Annotated in this window: 12 protein-coding genes; 7 read left to right on the forward strand and 5 right to left on the reverse strand. The window is 66.3% G+C overall.

From position 1 onward, the window contains the following. Nucleotides 1-223: 223 nt before the first annotated feature. Both HMPREF1008_RS00760 and HMPREF1008_RS00765 read left to right on the forward strand, forming a co-directional pair. Nucleotides 224-1,633: a lipopolysaccharide biosynthesis protein gene (locus tag HMPREF1008_RS00760; protein ID WP_009277934.1), complete on the forward strand. Its 1,410-nt coding sequence runs from the start codon at nucleotides 224-226 to the stop codon at nucleotides 1,631-1,633. A 453-nt stretch (nucleotides 1,634-2,086) separates the two neighbouring features. Further along, nucleotides 2,087-3,271, forward strand: coding sequence for a hypothetical protein (locus HMPREF1008_RS00765; RefSeq protein WP_009277935.1), 1,185 nt, complete (start codon nucleotides 2,087-2,089; stop codon nucleotides 3,269-3,271). 44 nt (nucleotides 3,272-3,315) lie between these two features. Here HMPREF1008_RS00765 and HMPREF1008_RS00770 read toward each other — a convergent pair whose 3' ends face one another. The 5 genes from HMPREF1008_RS00770 to aspS all read right to left on the reverse strand — a co-directional run bounded on the left by HMPREF1008_RS00770 (nucleotide 3,316) and on the right by aspS (nucleotide 8,599). Next, nucleotides 3,316-4,566: an FAD-dependent oxidoreductase gene (locus HMPREF1008_RS00770; RefSeq protein ID WP_040656655.1), complete on the reverse strand. Its 1,251-nt coding sequence runs from the start codon at nucleotides 4,564-4,566 to the stop codon at nucleotides 3,316-3,318. Between the two features lie 143 nt (nucleotides 4,567-4,709). Next, complete coding sequence (locus HMPREF1008_RS00775; protein ID WP_009277937.1) at nucleotides 4,710-5,855, reverse strand: glycerate kinase; 1,146 nt, start codon at nucleotides 5,853-5,855, stop codon at nucleotides 4,710-4,712. Nucleotides 5,856-5,894: 39 nt separating this feature from the next. After that, nucleotides 5,895-6,209: a glutathione S-transferase N-terminal domain-containing protein gene (locus HMPREF1008_RS00780; protein WP_009277938.1), complete on the reverse strand. Its 315-nt coding sequence runs from the start codon at nucleotides 6,207-6,209 to the stop codon at nucleotides 5,895-5,897. A gap of 142 nt (nucleotides 6,210-6,351) precedes the next feature. Further along, complete coding sequence (gene crcB, locus HMPREF1008_RS00785) at nucleotides 6,352-6,723, reverse strand: fluoride efflux transporter CrcB (protein WP_009277939.1); 372 nt, start codon at nucleotides 6,721-6,723, stop codon at nucleotides 6,352-6,354. Between the two features lie 100 nt (nucleotides 6,724-6,823). Then, complete coding sequence (gene aspS, locus HMPREF1008_RS00790) at nucleotides 6,824-8,599, reverse strand: aspartate--tRNA ligase (protein ID WP_009277940.1); 1,776 nt, start codon at nucleotides 8,597-8,599, stop codon at nucleotides 6,824-6,826. 553 nt (nucleotides 8,600-9,152) lie between these two features. Here aspS and HMPREF1008_RS00795 point away from each other — a divergent pair. The 5 genes from HMPREF1008_RS00795 (at nucleotide 9,153) to HMPREF1008_RS00815 (ending at nucleotide 13,993) form a co-directional block, all read left to right on the forward strand. Next, nucleotides 9,153-10,616 (forward strand): efflux RND transporter periplasmic adaptor subunit, encoded by a 1,464-nt coding sequence (locus HMPREF1008_RS00795; protein WP_009277941.1) that lies wholly within the window; start codon nucleotides 9,153-9,155, stop codon nucleotides 10,614-10,616. Nucleotides 10,617-10,624: 8 nt separating this feature from the next. Beyond that, on the forward strand, nucleotides 10,625-11,356 hold the full coding sequence (locus tag HMPREF1008_RS00800; RefSeq protein WP_009277942.1) for an ABC transporter ATP-binding protein: 732 nt from the start codon (nucleotides 10,625-10,627) through the stop codon (nucleotides 11,354-11,356). Next, nucleotides 11,353-12,585, forward strand: a complete 1,233-nt coding sequence (locus HMPREF1008_RS00805; protein WP_009277943.1) for an ABC transporter permease — start codon at nucleotides 11,353-11,355, stop codon at nucleotides 12,583-12,585. Before HMPREF1008_RS00800 ends, HMPREF1008_RS00805 begins: the two co-directional genes overlap by 4 nt. Nucleotides 12,586-12,774: 189 nt before the next feature. Continuing rightward, a complete protein-coding gene (locus HMPREF1008_RS00810; RefSeq protein ID WP_009277944.1) occupies nucleotides 12,775-13,425 on the forward strand; it encodes an HAD family hydrolase in 651 nt (216 codons plus the stop codon). Nucleotides 13,426-13,684: 259 nt separating this feature from the next. Further along, the gene (locus tag HMPREF1008_RS00815) at nucleotides 13,685-13,993 is read left to right on the forward strand and encodes a hypothetical protein (protein WP_009277945.1); all 309 of its coding nucleotides are present in this window, start codon (nucleotides 13,685-13,687) and stop codon (nucleotides 13,991-13,993) included. Nucleotides 13,994-14,156: the final 163 nt, after the last annotated feature.

A 14,156-nucleotide genomic window follows, 5' to 3' on the forward strand; every position in this document is an offset into this window, starting at 1 on the left:
CTGGGCCAACGTCGCGGGCGCCGGCCTCGAGCCTCTTGTGCCAAAGAATCGCACACCATACTTTAGCCGGCGGGTGTATGCCGAGGATGTAGCCGACCGCAGCGAAACCCAATCTTCACGCGCAGGGCGGGATACAATCGCCAGGGCGGGAAGGGACAGGGGGGCCGTCGAGTCCAGACCCGACCTACCGGGACGAGCGCTCACAGGATGTGCGAGGCATCACATGACCAACCCACTGGACAGGACCTTTCGAGGCAAGGGGACAAGAGGGGGCAAACGCTTCGTCGCCGGCGGGCCTCGTGCGGCCGGGACGGCCAAGGCGCCCTTCCTTGCGCGCCTCGCCAACGACTGGTGGGACCGGCTCATCTCTTCCGTCTGGTCCGGCTCGCTCGCGGACCAGACCGCGCGCTACGCGGCTCACCGCACCCGCAGCGACTACCTCTTCAACAGTCTGGGCCTAGGGCTCTGGGGAGTGCTTTTCCCCCTGCTCACCGTCATCGCCACCCAACTCGCGGGCGCCGAGGCGGCGGGGCGCTTCTCCATGGCCTTCGTCATCGCCAACCTCCTGCAGTTCGTGGGGACCTATGGCGTGCGCACCTACCAGGTCTCCGACGTGGACGAGGCTGAGTCGTTTGGCTCGTACCAGCTCCAGAGGGCCGCGAGCTGTCTGCTCATGGTTGGGGTGGCCTGGCTCTGGTGCCTGGTCAAGGGCTACTCGGGCGAGATGCTCTCGATCTGCGTGGGTACCTTCGCCTTCCGCCTGGTCGACTCGCTCGCAGACGTGTACGAGGGACGGCTCCAGCAATGTGACAAGCTCTGGCTGGCTGGCGTCTCCCAGGCGCTGCGCTGCGGCGTGTCCATGCTCGCCTTCACCGTGGCGCTGCTCGTCACGCATGACGTCGCGGTGGCAAGCCTTGCGCTTGCCGGGGCGGCAGGGGTCTCGCTCCTGCTGGTGAGCCTTCCCCTCGCCCTGCTCGAGACCCCTCGCTCGCGTGGGGTCCGCCTCGTGGAGCTGCGAGAGATCTTCGTCGAATGCGCACCAGCCTTCGCGGCGCAGTTTCTCTTCGTACTCATCGAGTCTGTGCCGAAGTTCGCCATGGAGGGGGCGCTAGCATACGAGAACCAGCTCTTCTTCAACGCCATCTACTTCCCCGCCCAGGGCATAGCCATGACCGTGGGGCTGGTGTACAAGCCCCAGCTCGTGAGGCTCTCCAACATCTGGTCCGAGCCCAACCACCGGGGACGCTTCGACCTCATCGTGATTGCCGTGGCGGGCGTCGCCGCGGCCCTGACCGCCGGCACCCTCCTTTTCAACGCCGCCTTCGGCGTGCCCCTCCTGAAAATCCTCTACGGGACCGACTTCGAGCCGATGCGCAACCAGCTGTACCTGATGGTCCTCGCGGGGGGGATGTCGGCGGTCGTGGACTTCCTCTACCAGATCATCACCGTGCTGCGCCGCCAGGAGCTCGTCACCAGAAGCTACGCGCTCACCTTCGCACTCTCGGTCGTGTTGAGCGTGGCGCTGGTGGCGACGCTCGGGTTCAATGGTGCGGTCTGGGCCTACTTCGCCTCGATGGCCACCCTCTTCGGCATGCTCGTGGTCCAGTACGTCCTGCTCCGCGTGAGGGGCTAGAAGGGGGCTGACCGACGCCAACCGCACGCGCCCGGGAATCTTCACCAGACTTCCCCACGCCCTTGTCAGGAGCCTCATCAGACCGCTCTGCCCGCGACATCCCCAAGTGCTATGACAAAAAACGACATTCCATCTGCGCTCCCCGTTCGCCACGCACCAATCGTCAAACGCCCCGCACTCGATTCCCAACGAGAGTGGTTTCGACTTCAACGATTGTGCGAAGTTCGCTGCCGGAGAACATGGGCAAATGGACGTGTTCTCCGATTGTGTAAAAGAATTCTGTGGCTCATTGCCAAGTTGGGCTAATCATCCTTACACAATCGTCAATCACATCCAGAATCATCCATTTTTCCTGTCCGTTGTTTACACTAACGTCATTTAGGTTTCTTGCACCTTGAAAAGCTCGCGGCAGCACTTGCGACACCGAAGTTTCCAGTCAGAGGGGCCAACGGGATGAATCTGGTAATCACGGGAAAAGTGGGAGTGGCGCTCCTTCGCGCCGCTCGCCTGAGGTCCGACCTCGGCCTGGCACCAGCCACGCTCCAGGCGGTGCCTCCCGTCGACGCAAGCGGCCGAGACGTGATGGGGCACAGCGGGGTCAGGGAACTCGTTGCCCCCCTGTTTGCGGCCGAGGACCCAGCAATCGGCATCAGGGTCGCATCAAGCAAGGAGCGCATTCTTGTTCGTGGCCTCAGTTGCAGCGTCACCGAGGGCGAGCTGTTGCCAAACTCGCTCCTGCGCGTCTATGACACCAGGACCCCCTTTCTCGACAGTCCCATAAGGGGCGTCAACGTCTATGTGGACGCCCCCGGGCTCATGCTCCTAGGACGAGCCTCCGAACTGAACCAGCTCGTTTCATCGGGAAGGATGAGCAATCTTTCCGCGACTGCCGAGCTCATGGGCCTGGGCTGCGAGCTCTGCGGCACATACTCCTTTGAGCCAGGGCACGACGGCGGGTGTGGGTTTGGCCTGGACCCCCTTGCCACCTCCTCGGAGGTGTCTTCGTACCTAGCCGCGAGCAGGGGGAGGCACGGAGCGAAGCTGGCTCGACAGGCGGCGAAGATGCTCCTCGATGGCTCCGCCTCCCCCATGGAATCCATCCTGGGGCTGATGCTCTCGAACCCACCGCGCTATGGGGGAGTGAGCCTGACCTTTGGGGCGCTCAACAGGCCCATCGACCTCTCGAACGACCCAAGGGGGCTGCTGATGCATCGCAGCATGAGGCCTGACATCCGATTTGACCGCTTTGGGATCTCGCTCGAATACAACGGCCGCGATTCCCATGCGCAAGAGCGGAGCATGCGAGACGACAAGCTGCGCATCGAGGACTATTCCACCATGGGCGACACGCTCTTCATCCTTCGTAGCGAAGACCTGAGGGATACGTCCTCCCTCGAGAGAACCCTCGCCCGCATCGCAAACGCAATTGACGCCAAGGGCCACAGGACAGAGGCGAGGAGGGTGCTGCGGCTGCTTGACGACCCCGCACGGCACGCCATCCGGGCAGAGGTGTTGGGATCCCTGCTTGCCCAATCCAGACTACGAGTCGCGTCGGTCAACAGACGGGAGACAAGGCGCGCCAAGAGGAAGAGGCATGCCAGGCTTCCCGGCAACAAGGAGCCGGGTCCCGCCAGCTGACGGGTCCCATGGCCAAGCGGCCTTGGTTCTTGCGAGACTCTGGCCTACTCCTGCGCCGCGACCGGACGCCCGGACTCGTCCAGCCCCATGTAGCGCAGCATGCCGACGACCGCCCTCTTGGCCCCCTCGACGGAGTGCACCACCGTCTTGGGGCCGTTCACCACGTCACCCGCGGCGAAGACGCCCTCGACCGTGGTCATGCAGTCGTCATCCACCACCAGGGTCCCCCGCTCCGTGCCCCTGAGTCCCTGGGTGGTGAGGATCAGCTTGTCCTTGGGCACCTGCGAGACGCAGAAGATCACCGTGTCGCACTCCACCTGAACGAGTTCGTCGCTCATGTCGATGACTTGTCCCTCCTCGTCTAGGATCGAGTGGCGGAACACCGGCCCCCTGTCGTTGATCGACTCGATGGACTGCCCGTAGACGATCTGCGCGCCATCGAGTTGCGCAAGCTCCACCTCGTCAGAGTTTGCCGAGACGCCACCCCAGTTGGAATACAGCGTCACGCGACGCGCCCCATGGCGGATCGCCGTGCGCGCCACGTCCATGGCGACGTTGCCCACGCCGATGACGGCGACGTCCTGGCCGATCTCACAGACCTCGGGGTTGACCAGGTAGTCGATTCCGAAGAAGACGTTGCCGCGCGCCAGCCCCTTGATGCCCAGGGTCTTTGCGCGCCAGGCGCCAGTGCCCACGAAGACGCCGTCGTAGCCGTCACGCAGGAGGTCGTCGAGCTTCAGCGCACCGCCAATCGTCGTGTTGGGACGCACGAGCACGCCCAGGCGATCGAGCAGCGCACGATAGCGGTCGATGATGGAGTTGGGCAGCCTGAACTCGGGGATGCCGTAGCGCAGCACGCCGCCGATCTCCATCTTCTGCTCGAAGATCGTGACGTCGCAGCCAAGGGCGGCAAGTTGGATGGCAACCGTGAGACTCGCGGGACCGGAGCCCACCACGGCGACGTGGCGTCCGTTGCGCTCAGGCAGCTCGTCCGGCCCCATGCGGTCCAGGTATGCGTCGGAGATGTAGTCCTCGATGGCCGAGAAGTGGATCGGGGTGCCCTTGCGCCCCCGAATGCAATGCCCCTCGCACTGCGCGCTGTGGTTGCACACCAGCGCGCACACCACGCTCATGGGGTTGTTCTCGAAGAGGGTCCTGCCCGCCTCCTCCATCCTGCGCTCGCGAAACATCTGAATCACCTGGGGGATGGCCGTATGGACCGGGCATCCCTCCTGACAGAGGGGCCTCTTGCAGTTGAGACGGCGGTCTGCCTCCTCGACTATGTGCAGCGCCAATTCGAACCTCTCCCTTTGTGTCATCTGTGCACCCCCGCCCCCCGGCAGGATGGCGCGCGTGCTAACCCCAGATTCCGCCACGGGAGAGATGAGGTCAAGCGAGAACGACGTGCTGCCCCTCTGCACTCGTGGGCACAGGCGGGCTAGACCGCGGACCGACCCAAGAGGAAGGCCCGGACCGCCGACTCGGCGGCAAAGGGCACGCTCCTCTCCACGCCCCTCATGCAGTCCTCGAGCGAGCATGGCTCGTGGACGCAGGGAACGACGAGGTCGACTCCCTGCGCGTACGCGGCCTCGAGCTCGTCGGAGCAGCTTCCCACCACCGCGACCACCGGCTTGCCCTGCGCCTTCGCACGACGTGCCACGCCGACCGGCGCCTTCCCGCAGGCGGACTGGGCGTCCATCCTTCCCTCGCCGGTGATGACGAGGTCAACCCCCGCAAGCGCCTGGTCGATGCCGACGGCATCCAGAACGAGCTCGATGCCACGTCCCGGCCTGGCGTCGGCGAGCGCCATGAGGCAAGCGCCCAGGCCTCCGGCAGCACCGGCGCCCTCCACAGCCGCGACGTCCCTGCCGCAGACGCGGTGCAGGAGCTCGCCCCATCCGCTCATCCACCCGTCATAACGGTCGAGCTCGCGTGGGTCCAGCCCCTTCTGGGGTCCGAACACCCTCACCGCCCCAGCGGAGCCAACGAGCGGGTTGGTGACGTCGAGCAGGAGCTCCATGTCCACCTCCCCAAGGCGCGGGTCCAAGCCCGAGACGTCCAGCGACTCCACGCGCACGAGCCCTGCGAGGCCCTCCTCGACGGGCATGCCGTAGCGGTCGAGGAGCCTGGCCCCGAGCGCCTTGGCGAATCCTGCGCCGCCGTCGCTGGTGGCACTGCCGCCCAGGCCGACAAGCACCCTCCGCGCGTCCTGGTCCAGTGCGTCAAGCAGCAGCTGCCCCAGGCCGAAGCTCGAGGCGGCAAGGGCGGAGGCGGGGCTGCGGTCGGAGAGGCCGATGCCTATGGCCTCCGCCGCCTCGAGCACGGCGCACCCGTCGTCCAGCAGCGCATAGCGCGCGTCGACGGGCACACCCAAGGGCCCCCTGACCTCGAGGTGTCGCAACCTGCCACTCCGAGCGGCAAGCAGGGCGTCGATGGTTCCCTCTCCCCCGTCCGCGATGGGCAGGCAAAAGACGCGTGCGTCAGGATCTACCCGACGCACGCCTCTCTCGACGAGCTCTGCGATTGTCCTGCTCGACGCCGAGCCCTTGAAGGAGTCGGACGCCACCAGCACGCTCAGCGACATGGACGACGACCTCCCGTCGGCCTCGGTTCCCGAGACGCCCTAGAAGGAGCAGCCGCCCCCGATGGTGCAGACGCCGCCCGCAGGCGCCGCCTCGTCAGCGGAGGTTGCCCCCACTGCAAACTCCTTGGCCAGATAGGCCACGATGTCGCCAGACTCGTACAGGGGGGCGCCGTCGATGAAGAGGCAGGGCACCTGCCTCTCGCCGCCCACCTCGACGAGGTGGTTGAGGTCCTCCTCGCTGCGGCTGATGTTGTGCAGGGGCAGCTCGATGCCGTTCTTCTTCATGAACGAGAGGACCTTGTGGCAGAAGGGACAACCGTCCTTGATGTAGAGCTCGAGCGTCTTTTCAGCCATAACGGACTCGCTTTCTTCGCATGCGGCGGATGGGACCGCGCCTTGTCTCTGATGGGAGTCATATACCCCAAGCAGAGTCGTGCGAAGCACCGGGCATGGGGTCGGTCGTCCCTCCTTCAACGGCGCCCGCTCACGGCAAGGCCTAGGAGACGAGCATCCTGCCCAGGGCGATCCCGCAACCCACGGCAAAAAGGCAGCTCGCCACGTTGGCGACGACGTTGAACGCGGCTCCGGCCCAGTTGCCGGAAGAGACGAGCTGGAAGGTCTCGTTGGAGAAGGTGGAAAAGGTGGAGAGGCCGCCGCAGAGGCCCACCGCCAGGAAGAGCCGCAGCCTCTCGGGCATCGGGGCGGCAAGGCCCACCCCGGTGACCAGGCCGATGAGCAGGGCAGCGAGCAGGTTGGCGACCAGCGTGCCCGCGGGCAGCGACGGGGCGACCCCCTTGAGCCACACACCCAGCTGCCAGCGTCCCAGGCTGCCCAGGAAGCCTCCCAGGCCAACCGCAAGTGCCTCCATGGCACACCTCCATAGCAAAGGGGCGGATGGATGGCCCACCCGCCCCGAAGACACAGAATGACAAGGGCTGACGCGACTCTCGCCACCCCGGAGAGCAGGGCTAGAGGAGCCTCAGCGAGACCTCCTTGAGCTGGCGGTCGCTGACCTCGCCGGGCGCGTCGCTCATGAGGTCGGAGCCCGAGGTGGTCTTGGGAAAGGCCATGACGTCGCGGATGGAGTCGGAGCCGGCCAGCAGCATGCAGACGCGGTCGAGGCCCAGAGCGAAGCCGCCCATGGGGGGCGCGCCAAACTCGAGGGCCTCCATCAGGAAGCCGAACTGCTCCTTGGCGCGCGCCTCATCGAAGCCCAGCAGGCGCAGGATCCGCATCTGCAGCTCGGCGTCGTGGATGCGCATGCCGCCGCCGCCCGCCTCGAAGCCGTCCATGACGAAGTCGTAGGTGTGCGAGCCGATGGAGAGGACCTCGTCGCGGTCCTCGCTCGCAAGCAGGCCGAGCTGGTCCTCGATTGGCTGGGTGAAGGGTTGGTGCTCCGCCGCGAAGGCGTTGCGCTCCTCGTCCCAGTGGAAGAGGGGGAAGTCGACGACCCAGAGGAAGTCGTGCCCCTCTCGCGGCAGCTCGAGGGCGTCGGCCATGTGGTTGCGCATGCCGCCCAGGATCTGGTCGCACTCGAGGCGGTTGCCCACCGCGAAGAGCACGAGGTCGCCCGGCTCGACGGAGAGCTCGGCGCGCACACCCTGGACCTCCTCCTCCGAGAGGAACTTGGCGATGGGGCTCTTCAGGCTGCCGTCCTCATGGAAGGCGAGGTAGGCCAGGCCCTTGGCGCCGAAGCCCGCCGCGACCTCGGAGAGGCGGTCGATCTTGGAGCGTGCCCAGCTGCCCGCACCCTTGGCGCAGATGGCCTTGACATGGGCCTTGGGGTCGGCGGCGGCACTCGCGAAGAGCTTGAACTTCGAGGCAGAGAATACCTCGCTCACGTCGTGGATCTCCATCCCGATGCGAGTGTCGGGCTTGTCGCTGCCATAGCGGTCCATGGCGTCCCAGTAGCCGATGCGCCGCAGGGGAAGCTGCATCTCGACGCCAACCTTGGAGAAGGCGTCGGCCAGGACCTCCTCGAGCTCGTCCATGACGTCGTCCTGCTCGACGAAGCTCATCTCGATGTCCACCTGCGTGAACTCGGGCTGGCGGTCGGCGCGCAGGTCCTCGTCACGGAAGCACTTGGCGACCTGGTAGTAGCGCTCGACGCCACCCACCATGAGCAGCTGCTTCAGGAGCTGCGGGGACTGCGGGAGGGCGTAGAAGTGGCCCGGCTGCGTGCGGCTGGGCACCAGGAAGTCGCGGGCGCCCTCGGGGGTCGACTTGAAGAGCGCGGGGGTCTCGACCTCCATGAACTCGCGGCCGTGCAGGGCCTCGCGCAGGGCAAAGGTGAAGTCGGAGCGCAGGCGCAGGCGCCCCATCATGCTGGGCCGGCGCAGGTCGAGGTAGCGGTAGCGCAGGCGGATGTCCTCGGAGATGTCGAGCTGGTCCTCGATCTGGAAGGCGGGGGTCTTGGAGCGGTTGAGAACCTCGACGCTCGCGGCCAGGACCTCGATCTGGCCGGTCGCCACCTTCTCGTTCGCCTCGGGACGCTCGCGCACGACGCCCTGGACCTTGATGGGCCACTCGGGACGGATGGCCTCCGCCACGTGGAAGGCATCGCCGCCCGCGTGGTCGGGATCGAACGAGACCTGCGTCAGGCCCTCGCGGTCGCGCAGGTCGACGAAGACCATGCCGCCGTGGTCGCGACGGTGCCAGACCCAGCCCGTGAGGGTAACCTCGTGGCCGATGTCGGAGGTGCGGAGCTCCCCGCAGGTGTGGGTGTGCATGCTGTGTGAGTCCATGGGTTCCTCTCGCCTCTTCCGCCCCGTGCCGTTGCGGGCGGACCTACAGATGACGGCGTCCCGGCGTAGACGGCACCGGCGCGCGCAACACGCCAGTCTAGCAGCATCGGGCCACACCGTGGCCGCTAGTTGCCCGATGCGCCACCACGCCCGCACGCAGGCGGCGGAGCGCGCGTGTCATGAACGAAGCAGCGATGCGAGCCCACCGGCTCAGCGGAGGTAGTAGACGAACGAGTCGATCCTCTCGTCGATGCCGGCACTGAACGTGCCCGCGATCCGTGAGTGCGGTGCGGATCTTGCGACCTTTTGCCTGCGTGCCAGCCAAAAAATTAGGTTATGGTAACTCTCATCACTTGACCACCTTGTTGCCATGGCAATGCGCCCTCGCGACGCAAGGGAGAAAGACAGTCTTAAGCTTTGCTTATTTCTCTTCCCAGGTCGTTGCCACGGGCCGGGGGGTCAGGTAGATTTCTGATTTAATTACCACCCATGATCCGTGCGAGCACATGCAACGCGTGACGCCTTGCGGCGTCCTGTGCGGAATGGAGCAAAGATGCCTCTAGACGATTCCACCGACTCGAACACCAGCCGGCCCGGAGCTCCCAAGAGCCCCCTGGGAGAGGATGCGCGGCAGCCCGCCGCCCATCTCGGGCAGACCGCCCGGGTGGACCTCCCGGACATCCCTCCGGTCATCGGTGCCGCAGGAACCGATGACGGCGACGTCGACGCGGAGCTCGAGCGCCAGACCGCCCTTGCCATGCAGAAGGCCAAGGAGCGTCGTGCCAAGCGCAGGCGCAAGCGCCTCGTCAAGGTGGGCGTCGCCGTAGGTATCGTTGCCGTCATCGCAGGCGGCATCGCCATCTCCAGGCAGCTCGCGGCGCAGGGGGCACAGCAGGCGACCCCCATAACGGCACCCGTCACAAAGCAGGACTTCTCGAGCACGGTGAGCGCCTCGGGCAAGGCGCAGCCCCTCTCGTCCACCATCGTCACCCCCGAGGTCGACGGCATCATAGAGGACGTGCAGGTGAAGGAGGGCTCGGTGGTGAGCGAGGGCGACGTGCTCTTCACCCTCAAGAACGACTCCCTCGACAAGGCAGTGCGCGAGGCGTCGCAGCAGGTGAGAAGCGCCCAGAACGGCGTCAACAGCGCCCAGACCACCCTCGACAACGCCTGGGACTCCTACAACAAGGCGCTTGACGCATGGAACAGCGCCCCGGACGCCGAGACCCAGAAGGGCATGACCCATCCCGACCAGGTGTACGCCGAGGTCGAGAGCGCCCAGTCCAGCCTCGAGGGCGCACGCATCTCGCTCGAGGGCGCGAACGACGCCTACAACGAGGCCGTGGCCAACACGTCCAAGCGGACAGTCAAGGCTCCCTGCTCCGGCAGCGTAGTGGCGGTCAACGCGGTGGCAGGCGCCTCTGCGGGAGGGACCGCCGGCGGCACCGGGCAGGCTGGCTCCGGTCCTTTGGTGCAAATCGCCGACGTCTCCCAGATGACGGTCACCGCCCAGGTCAACGAGGTCGACATCTCGAAGCTCGCCGTCGGCCAGAAGGCGAGCGTGAGCTTCTCGGCCCTCCCCGAGCTCAACATGGAGGGCGAGGTTACCCGCATCGCCACCGTCTCGACCGGAAGCGGCGACAGCGGCGGGAGCGGCTACGGCGTGGTCACCTATTCGGTGGAGGTGCTCATCCCCAGCCCCGACCCGAGCCTCAAGCCAGGCATGACGGCAAACGCCACCATAACCACCCAGAGCATCCCCAACGCCCTGACCGTCCCGGCGACCGCCCTCACCCCCGGGGAGGGAGACACGTGCACGGTCGAGGTCGTCAAGCTCTCGGACGACGGCTCCAGCATCGCGTCGAGCGAGAAGCGCGAGGTCAAGGTCGTCGCACAGAACTCCAGTGACGCCGTGGTGGAGGGCCTCAAGGAGGGCGAGCTCGTCCTCCTGGGCACGAGCGGCGGAAGCTCCGACGACGACTCCGGAGCCATGGCCGGCGCCGGCATCATGTACTAGGGGCAACGATGGACCTCGTACTCGACGTTCGCGACATACACCGCATCTACGAGACCGAAGCGGGGCTGACCCATGCCCTGAGAGGCGTGTCGCTCCAGGTCAGGCGCGGCGAGTTCCTCTGCATCATGGGTCCCTCGGGCTCGGGCAAGTCGACCCTCATGAACACCCTGGGATGCCTTGACACCCCCACCTCCGGGACCTATCTCCTGGAGGGGACCGACGTGTCCACCCTGGACGACGACGAGCTGGCAGAGCTGCGCGCCACGCGCATCGGCTTCGTGTTCCAGTCGTTCAACCTGCTGTCCCGCTCCACGGTGCTGCGCAACGTCATGCTCCCGCTCATCTACTCGGACTGCCCCGTGCGCGAGCGAGAGGAGCGTGCCATCCGAGCGCTCGCCGCGGTCTCGCTTCCCGAGCAGTACTTCGACCACAAGTCCAACGAGCTCTCGGGCGGGCAGATGCAGCGCGTCGCCATCGCCCGCGCCCTGGTCAACGACCCGGCGCTCATCCTGGCAGACGAGCCGACCGGCAACCTCGACTCCGCCACGGGCGACATGGTCCTCGGGACCTTCCGCCGCCTGCGGGAGGAGGGGAAGACCATCGTGCTCATCACCCATGACCCAGAGGTGTCGGCCTGGGCCGACCGCACCGTCCACATCAGGGACGGCAGGCTCCTCACCGACGCGCAGGAGCGCGAGCTCGTCCGTCACAGCAGCACCGGAGGAAGGGGGCTCACGTGAGGGCACGCGACCTTGCCAGCGAGACCTGGGAGGCGCTCGACGCCAACCGGGGCCGCTCGCTTCTCACCGTGTTGGGCATCGTCATAGGGATCAGCGCCGTCATCGCCATGACCGCGCTGATTGGCGGCATCAAGAAGGCGCTGGTGAGCAGCTTGGGGCTGACACAGGCCAAGGCAGTGTACATCTCCGTCTACACGGGTGACCCCATTACCCAGCAGGACGTTGGCTACATCGCCCAGGCGCTTCCCGACTACGAGTTCGTCACGGGCATCTCGTACGGATCGGCGGACGTCACCACGCAGAAGAAGCAGACCAACGCCCAGGTGATGGGCGTCAGCCCCGAGTTCTTCCAGGCTCAGAGCAGACATGCCAGCTCGGGCAGGCTCGTCTCGTCCGATGACCTGGACAGGATGTCGACCGTCGTCGTCATAGACCAGAACGCCGTGGGCCTCCTCTTCGGCGACGCCGACGCGGAGGCGGTGGGAAGGACGGTCCGCCTGGGCAACGACGACTACACCGTCATCGGCGTGTTGCCCGCCACGGGGGCGGCGACGGGCAACGGCATCACGGTGTACGTCCCCCGCACCACCTGCTGCGCCCGCATCACCGGAAGCCAGACCGTCGACCAGATCGTGGCGTTTGCCCGCGACGGCGTGGACGTGGACCAGCTCGTGAAGTCGACCAAGTCCACACTCGAGGCCCACTACCACGTCCAACAGGACGCGAGCTCCGAGGGGGGGACGGGCGGCGGCATCATGGTCTATTCGATGAAGCAGATCGCAGACCAGCTCAACTCGACCATGCTCGCCTTCCAGCTGCTCATGACGACCGTCGCGAGCATCTCCCTCGTCGTGGGCGGCATAGGCATCATGAACATGATGCTCACCAACGTCACCGAGCGCATCCGCGAGATAGGCCTGCGAAAGGCGCTGGGCGCAAAGAGGTCCGACATCACCAAGCAATTCCTGCTCGAGTCGATCTGCCTCTGCCTCGCTGGCGGCGTCATCGGCATCGTCCTGGGCTATGCCGGCGCCTTCGGGCTGGCCAAGGTGGCAGGAGTGGGCATCATGAGCGGCATGGGGGGCTCCGGCGGCATCACGCCCGTCATAGAACCCACCGCCGTCACCCTGGCGACGAGCATCTGCGTCGCCATCGGCATCCTCTTCGGCTTCTATCCCGCCCGTCACGCCGCACGCCTGGACCCGGTGGAGTCCCTGCACTTCCAGTAGGAATCGCAGCGAGGGCGAACCGCCCCTCTCGCCCGCGAGCACCCCTTGGAGGCCCCCGCGACCGGCGCCCTGCCGGAGACGCGGGGGCCTCGCCTTGTGGCGGGACCTGGCGGTGGGCTCCTGCCCCACGTCGGGAGCCTATACTCAGGGCGGTAGGAGAAACCGCGGGACGCGGAGGAAGGCAGGGACATGGCATACGAGGCGGCCATCTTCGACCTGGACGGAACCCTGCTCGACACCCTCGACGACCTGCACGCCTCGGTCAACTTCGCCCTCGCCTCCGAGGGACTGCCCGCGCGCTCCCGGAGCGACGTGAGGGCCTTCCTGGGAAACGGCGTGGCCCGTCTCGTCCACCTGAGCGTCCCCGAGGGAACGCCCGAGGAGCAGGAGGCACGGGCGCTCGCGACCTTCCGCGAGCACTACGCCCGCCACAACGCCGAGCGGACCGCCCCCTACCCACAGGTCAAGGAGCTGCTGCGCGTGCTCTCGGGCGAGGGGGTGCTGAGGGCCGTCGTGTCCAACAAGCCCGACCCCGCCGTCCAGGACCTGGTGGCGACCTACTTCGGGGGACTCTTCGACGCAGTCGTGGGCGAGCGGCCCGACGTGAGGCGCAAGCCCGCGCCGGACTCCCTCCTCGCCGTCACGTCCCAGCTGGGATGCCGGCCGGAGCGGGTGGTGTACGTAGGCGACTCCGAGGTGGACCTCCAGACGGCAAGGAACGCGGGCGTCGACTGCATCGCCGTGAGCTGGGGCTTCAGGGACGTGGGCTGGCTGCGCGCCCAGGGCGCCACCACGATCGTGGGCACGACCGAGGAGCTTGCCGAGGCCATCCTGTTCTGATGCCGAGGGGGCGTCATCCCTCGGCAGAGGGGTGGAGACGACACCAGGCTCGATGCAGGACCGACCAGAGACCTTACGCCGACGGTAACCCCGCACCATTACGGCCTCGTGCCGGTGACGGGTCAAGCCTCCCCCACCCGCACGTCCCTAGGCCACGTTTGCCTAAAGCATCGCGAACCGGCGAATGGGAGCGGCCGCGGGGCGGTACTATTTTTCCTAGCGGCACCGTTACCAGTATTCCTTCGAGAAAGGATGCGATATGGGCAAGAAGGCAGCTGAGGAACTCGAGATAAATTACGACGAGCTGGCAGATTACCTGCACAGCAACCACTCCGTATACATGAAGGTCGACAACGACGTCTACTACCTCACCGACGTCAACTTCGAGGCGTGGCGCGCGCAGGACACCAGCCGGCGCAACTCCAAGAACCACTTCGTCGACTGCAGCGACCTCGTGCCGACCGTCGACGAGTTCCTCTCCCTTCCGTTCATGCATGGCAAGACCATCAAGGACGTCTTCGACTCCGCCAAGTTCTATGCCTCGGTGAAGGGCGTCAAGGAGCCCTAGGCCCCTCCCCTCGTTCGCGATAGCACGCATCGGACCGCGTCTGCCAGTTGGCAGCGCGGTCTTTTCTTGCGCGCGACCACAGCGGTCGGAAGGTCCCAAGGCCGACCGCGGGGGAAGCCTGCGGGCTGGATGCACAGAACAGCAACGGACTGCGCGTCATTCT

Origin of the sequence: Olsenella sp. oral taxon 809 str. F0356, assembly GCF_000233535.1 — a bacterium.
In the GTDB taxonomy this organism is placed as follows: domain Bacteria; phylum Actinomycetota; class Coriobacteriia; order Coriobacteriales; family Atopobiaceae; genus Olsenella_I; species Olsenella_I phocaeensis.

Excerpts from the sequence above, each read along its gene's own strand:
- HMPREF1008_RS00810 (WP_009277944.1), top strand. The coding sequence starts at position 12,775 with ATGGCATACGAGGCGGCCATCTTCGACCTGGACGGAACCCTGCTCGAC.
- crcB (WP_009277939.1), bottom strand. The coding sequence starts at position 6,723 with ATGGAGGCACTTGCGGTTGGCCTGGGAGGCTTCCTGGGCAGCCTGGGA.
- HMPREF1008_RS00775 (WP_009277937.1), bottom strand. The coding sequence starts at position 5,855 with ATGTCGCTGAGCGTGCTGGTGGCGTCCGACTCCTTCAAGGGCTCGGCG.
- HMPREF1008_RS00760 (WP_009277934.1), top strand. The coding sequence starts at position 224 with ATGACCAACCCACTGGACAGGACCTTTCGAGGCAAGGGGACAAGAGGG.
- HMPREF1008_RS00780 (WP_009277938.1), bottom strand. The coding sequence starts at position 6,209 with ATGGCTGAAAAGACGCTCGAGCTCTACATCAAGGACGGTTGTCCCTTC.
- aspS (WP_009277940.1), bottom strand. The coding sequence starts at position 8,599 with ATGGACTCACACAGCATGCACACCCACACCTGCGGGGAGCTCCGCACC.
- HMPREF1008_RS00800 (WP_009277942.1), top strand. The coding sequence starts at position 10,625 with ATGGACCTCGTACTCGACGTTCGCGACATACACCGCATCTACGAGACC.
- HMPREF1008_RS00765 (WP_009277935.1), top strand. The coding sequence starts at position 2,087 with ATGAATCTGGTAATCACGGGAAAAGTGGGAGTGGCGCTCCTTCGCGCC.
- HMPREF1008_RS00815 (WP_009277945.1), top strand. The coding sequence starts at position 13,685 with ATGGGCAAGAAGGCAGCTGAGGAACTCGAGATAAATTACGACGAGCTG.
- HMPREF1008_RS00795 (WP_009277941.1), top strand. The coding sequence starts at position 9,153 with ATGCCTCTAGACGATTCCACCGACTCGAACACCAGCCGGCCCGGAGCT.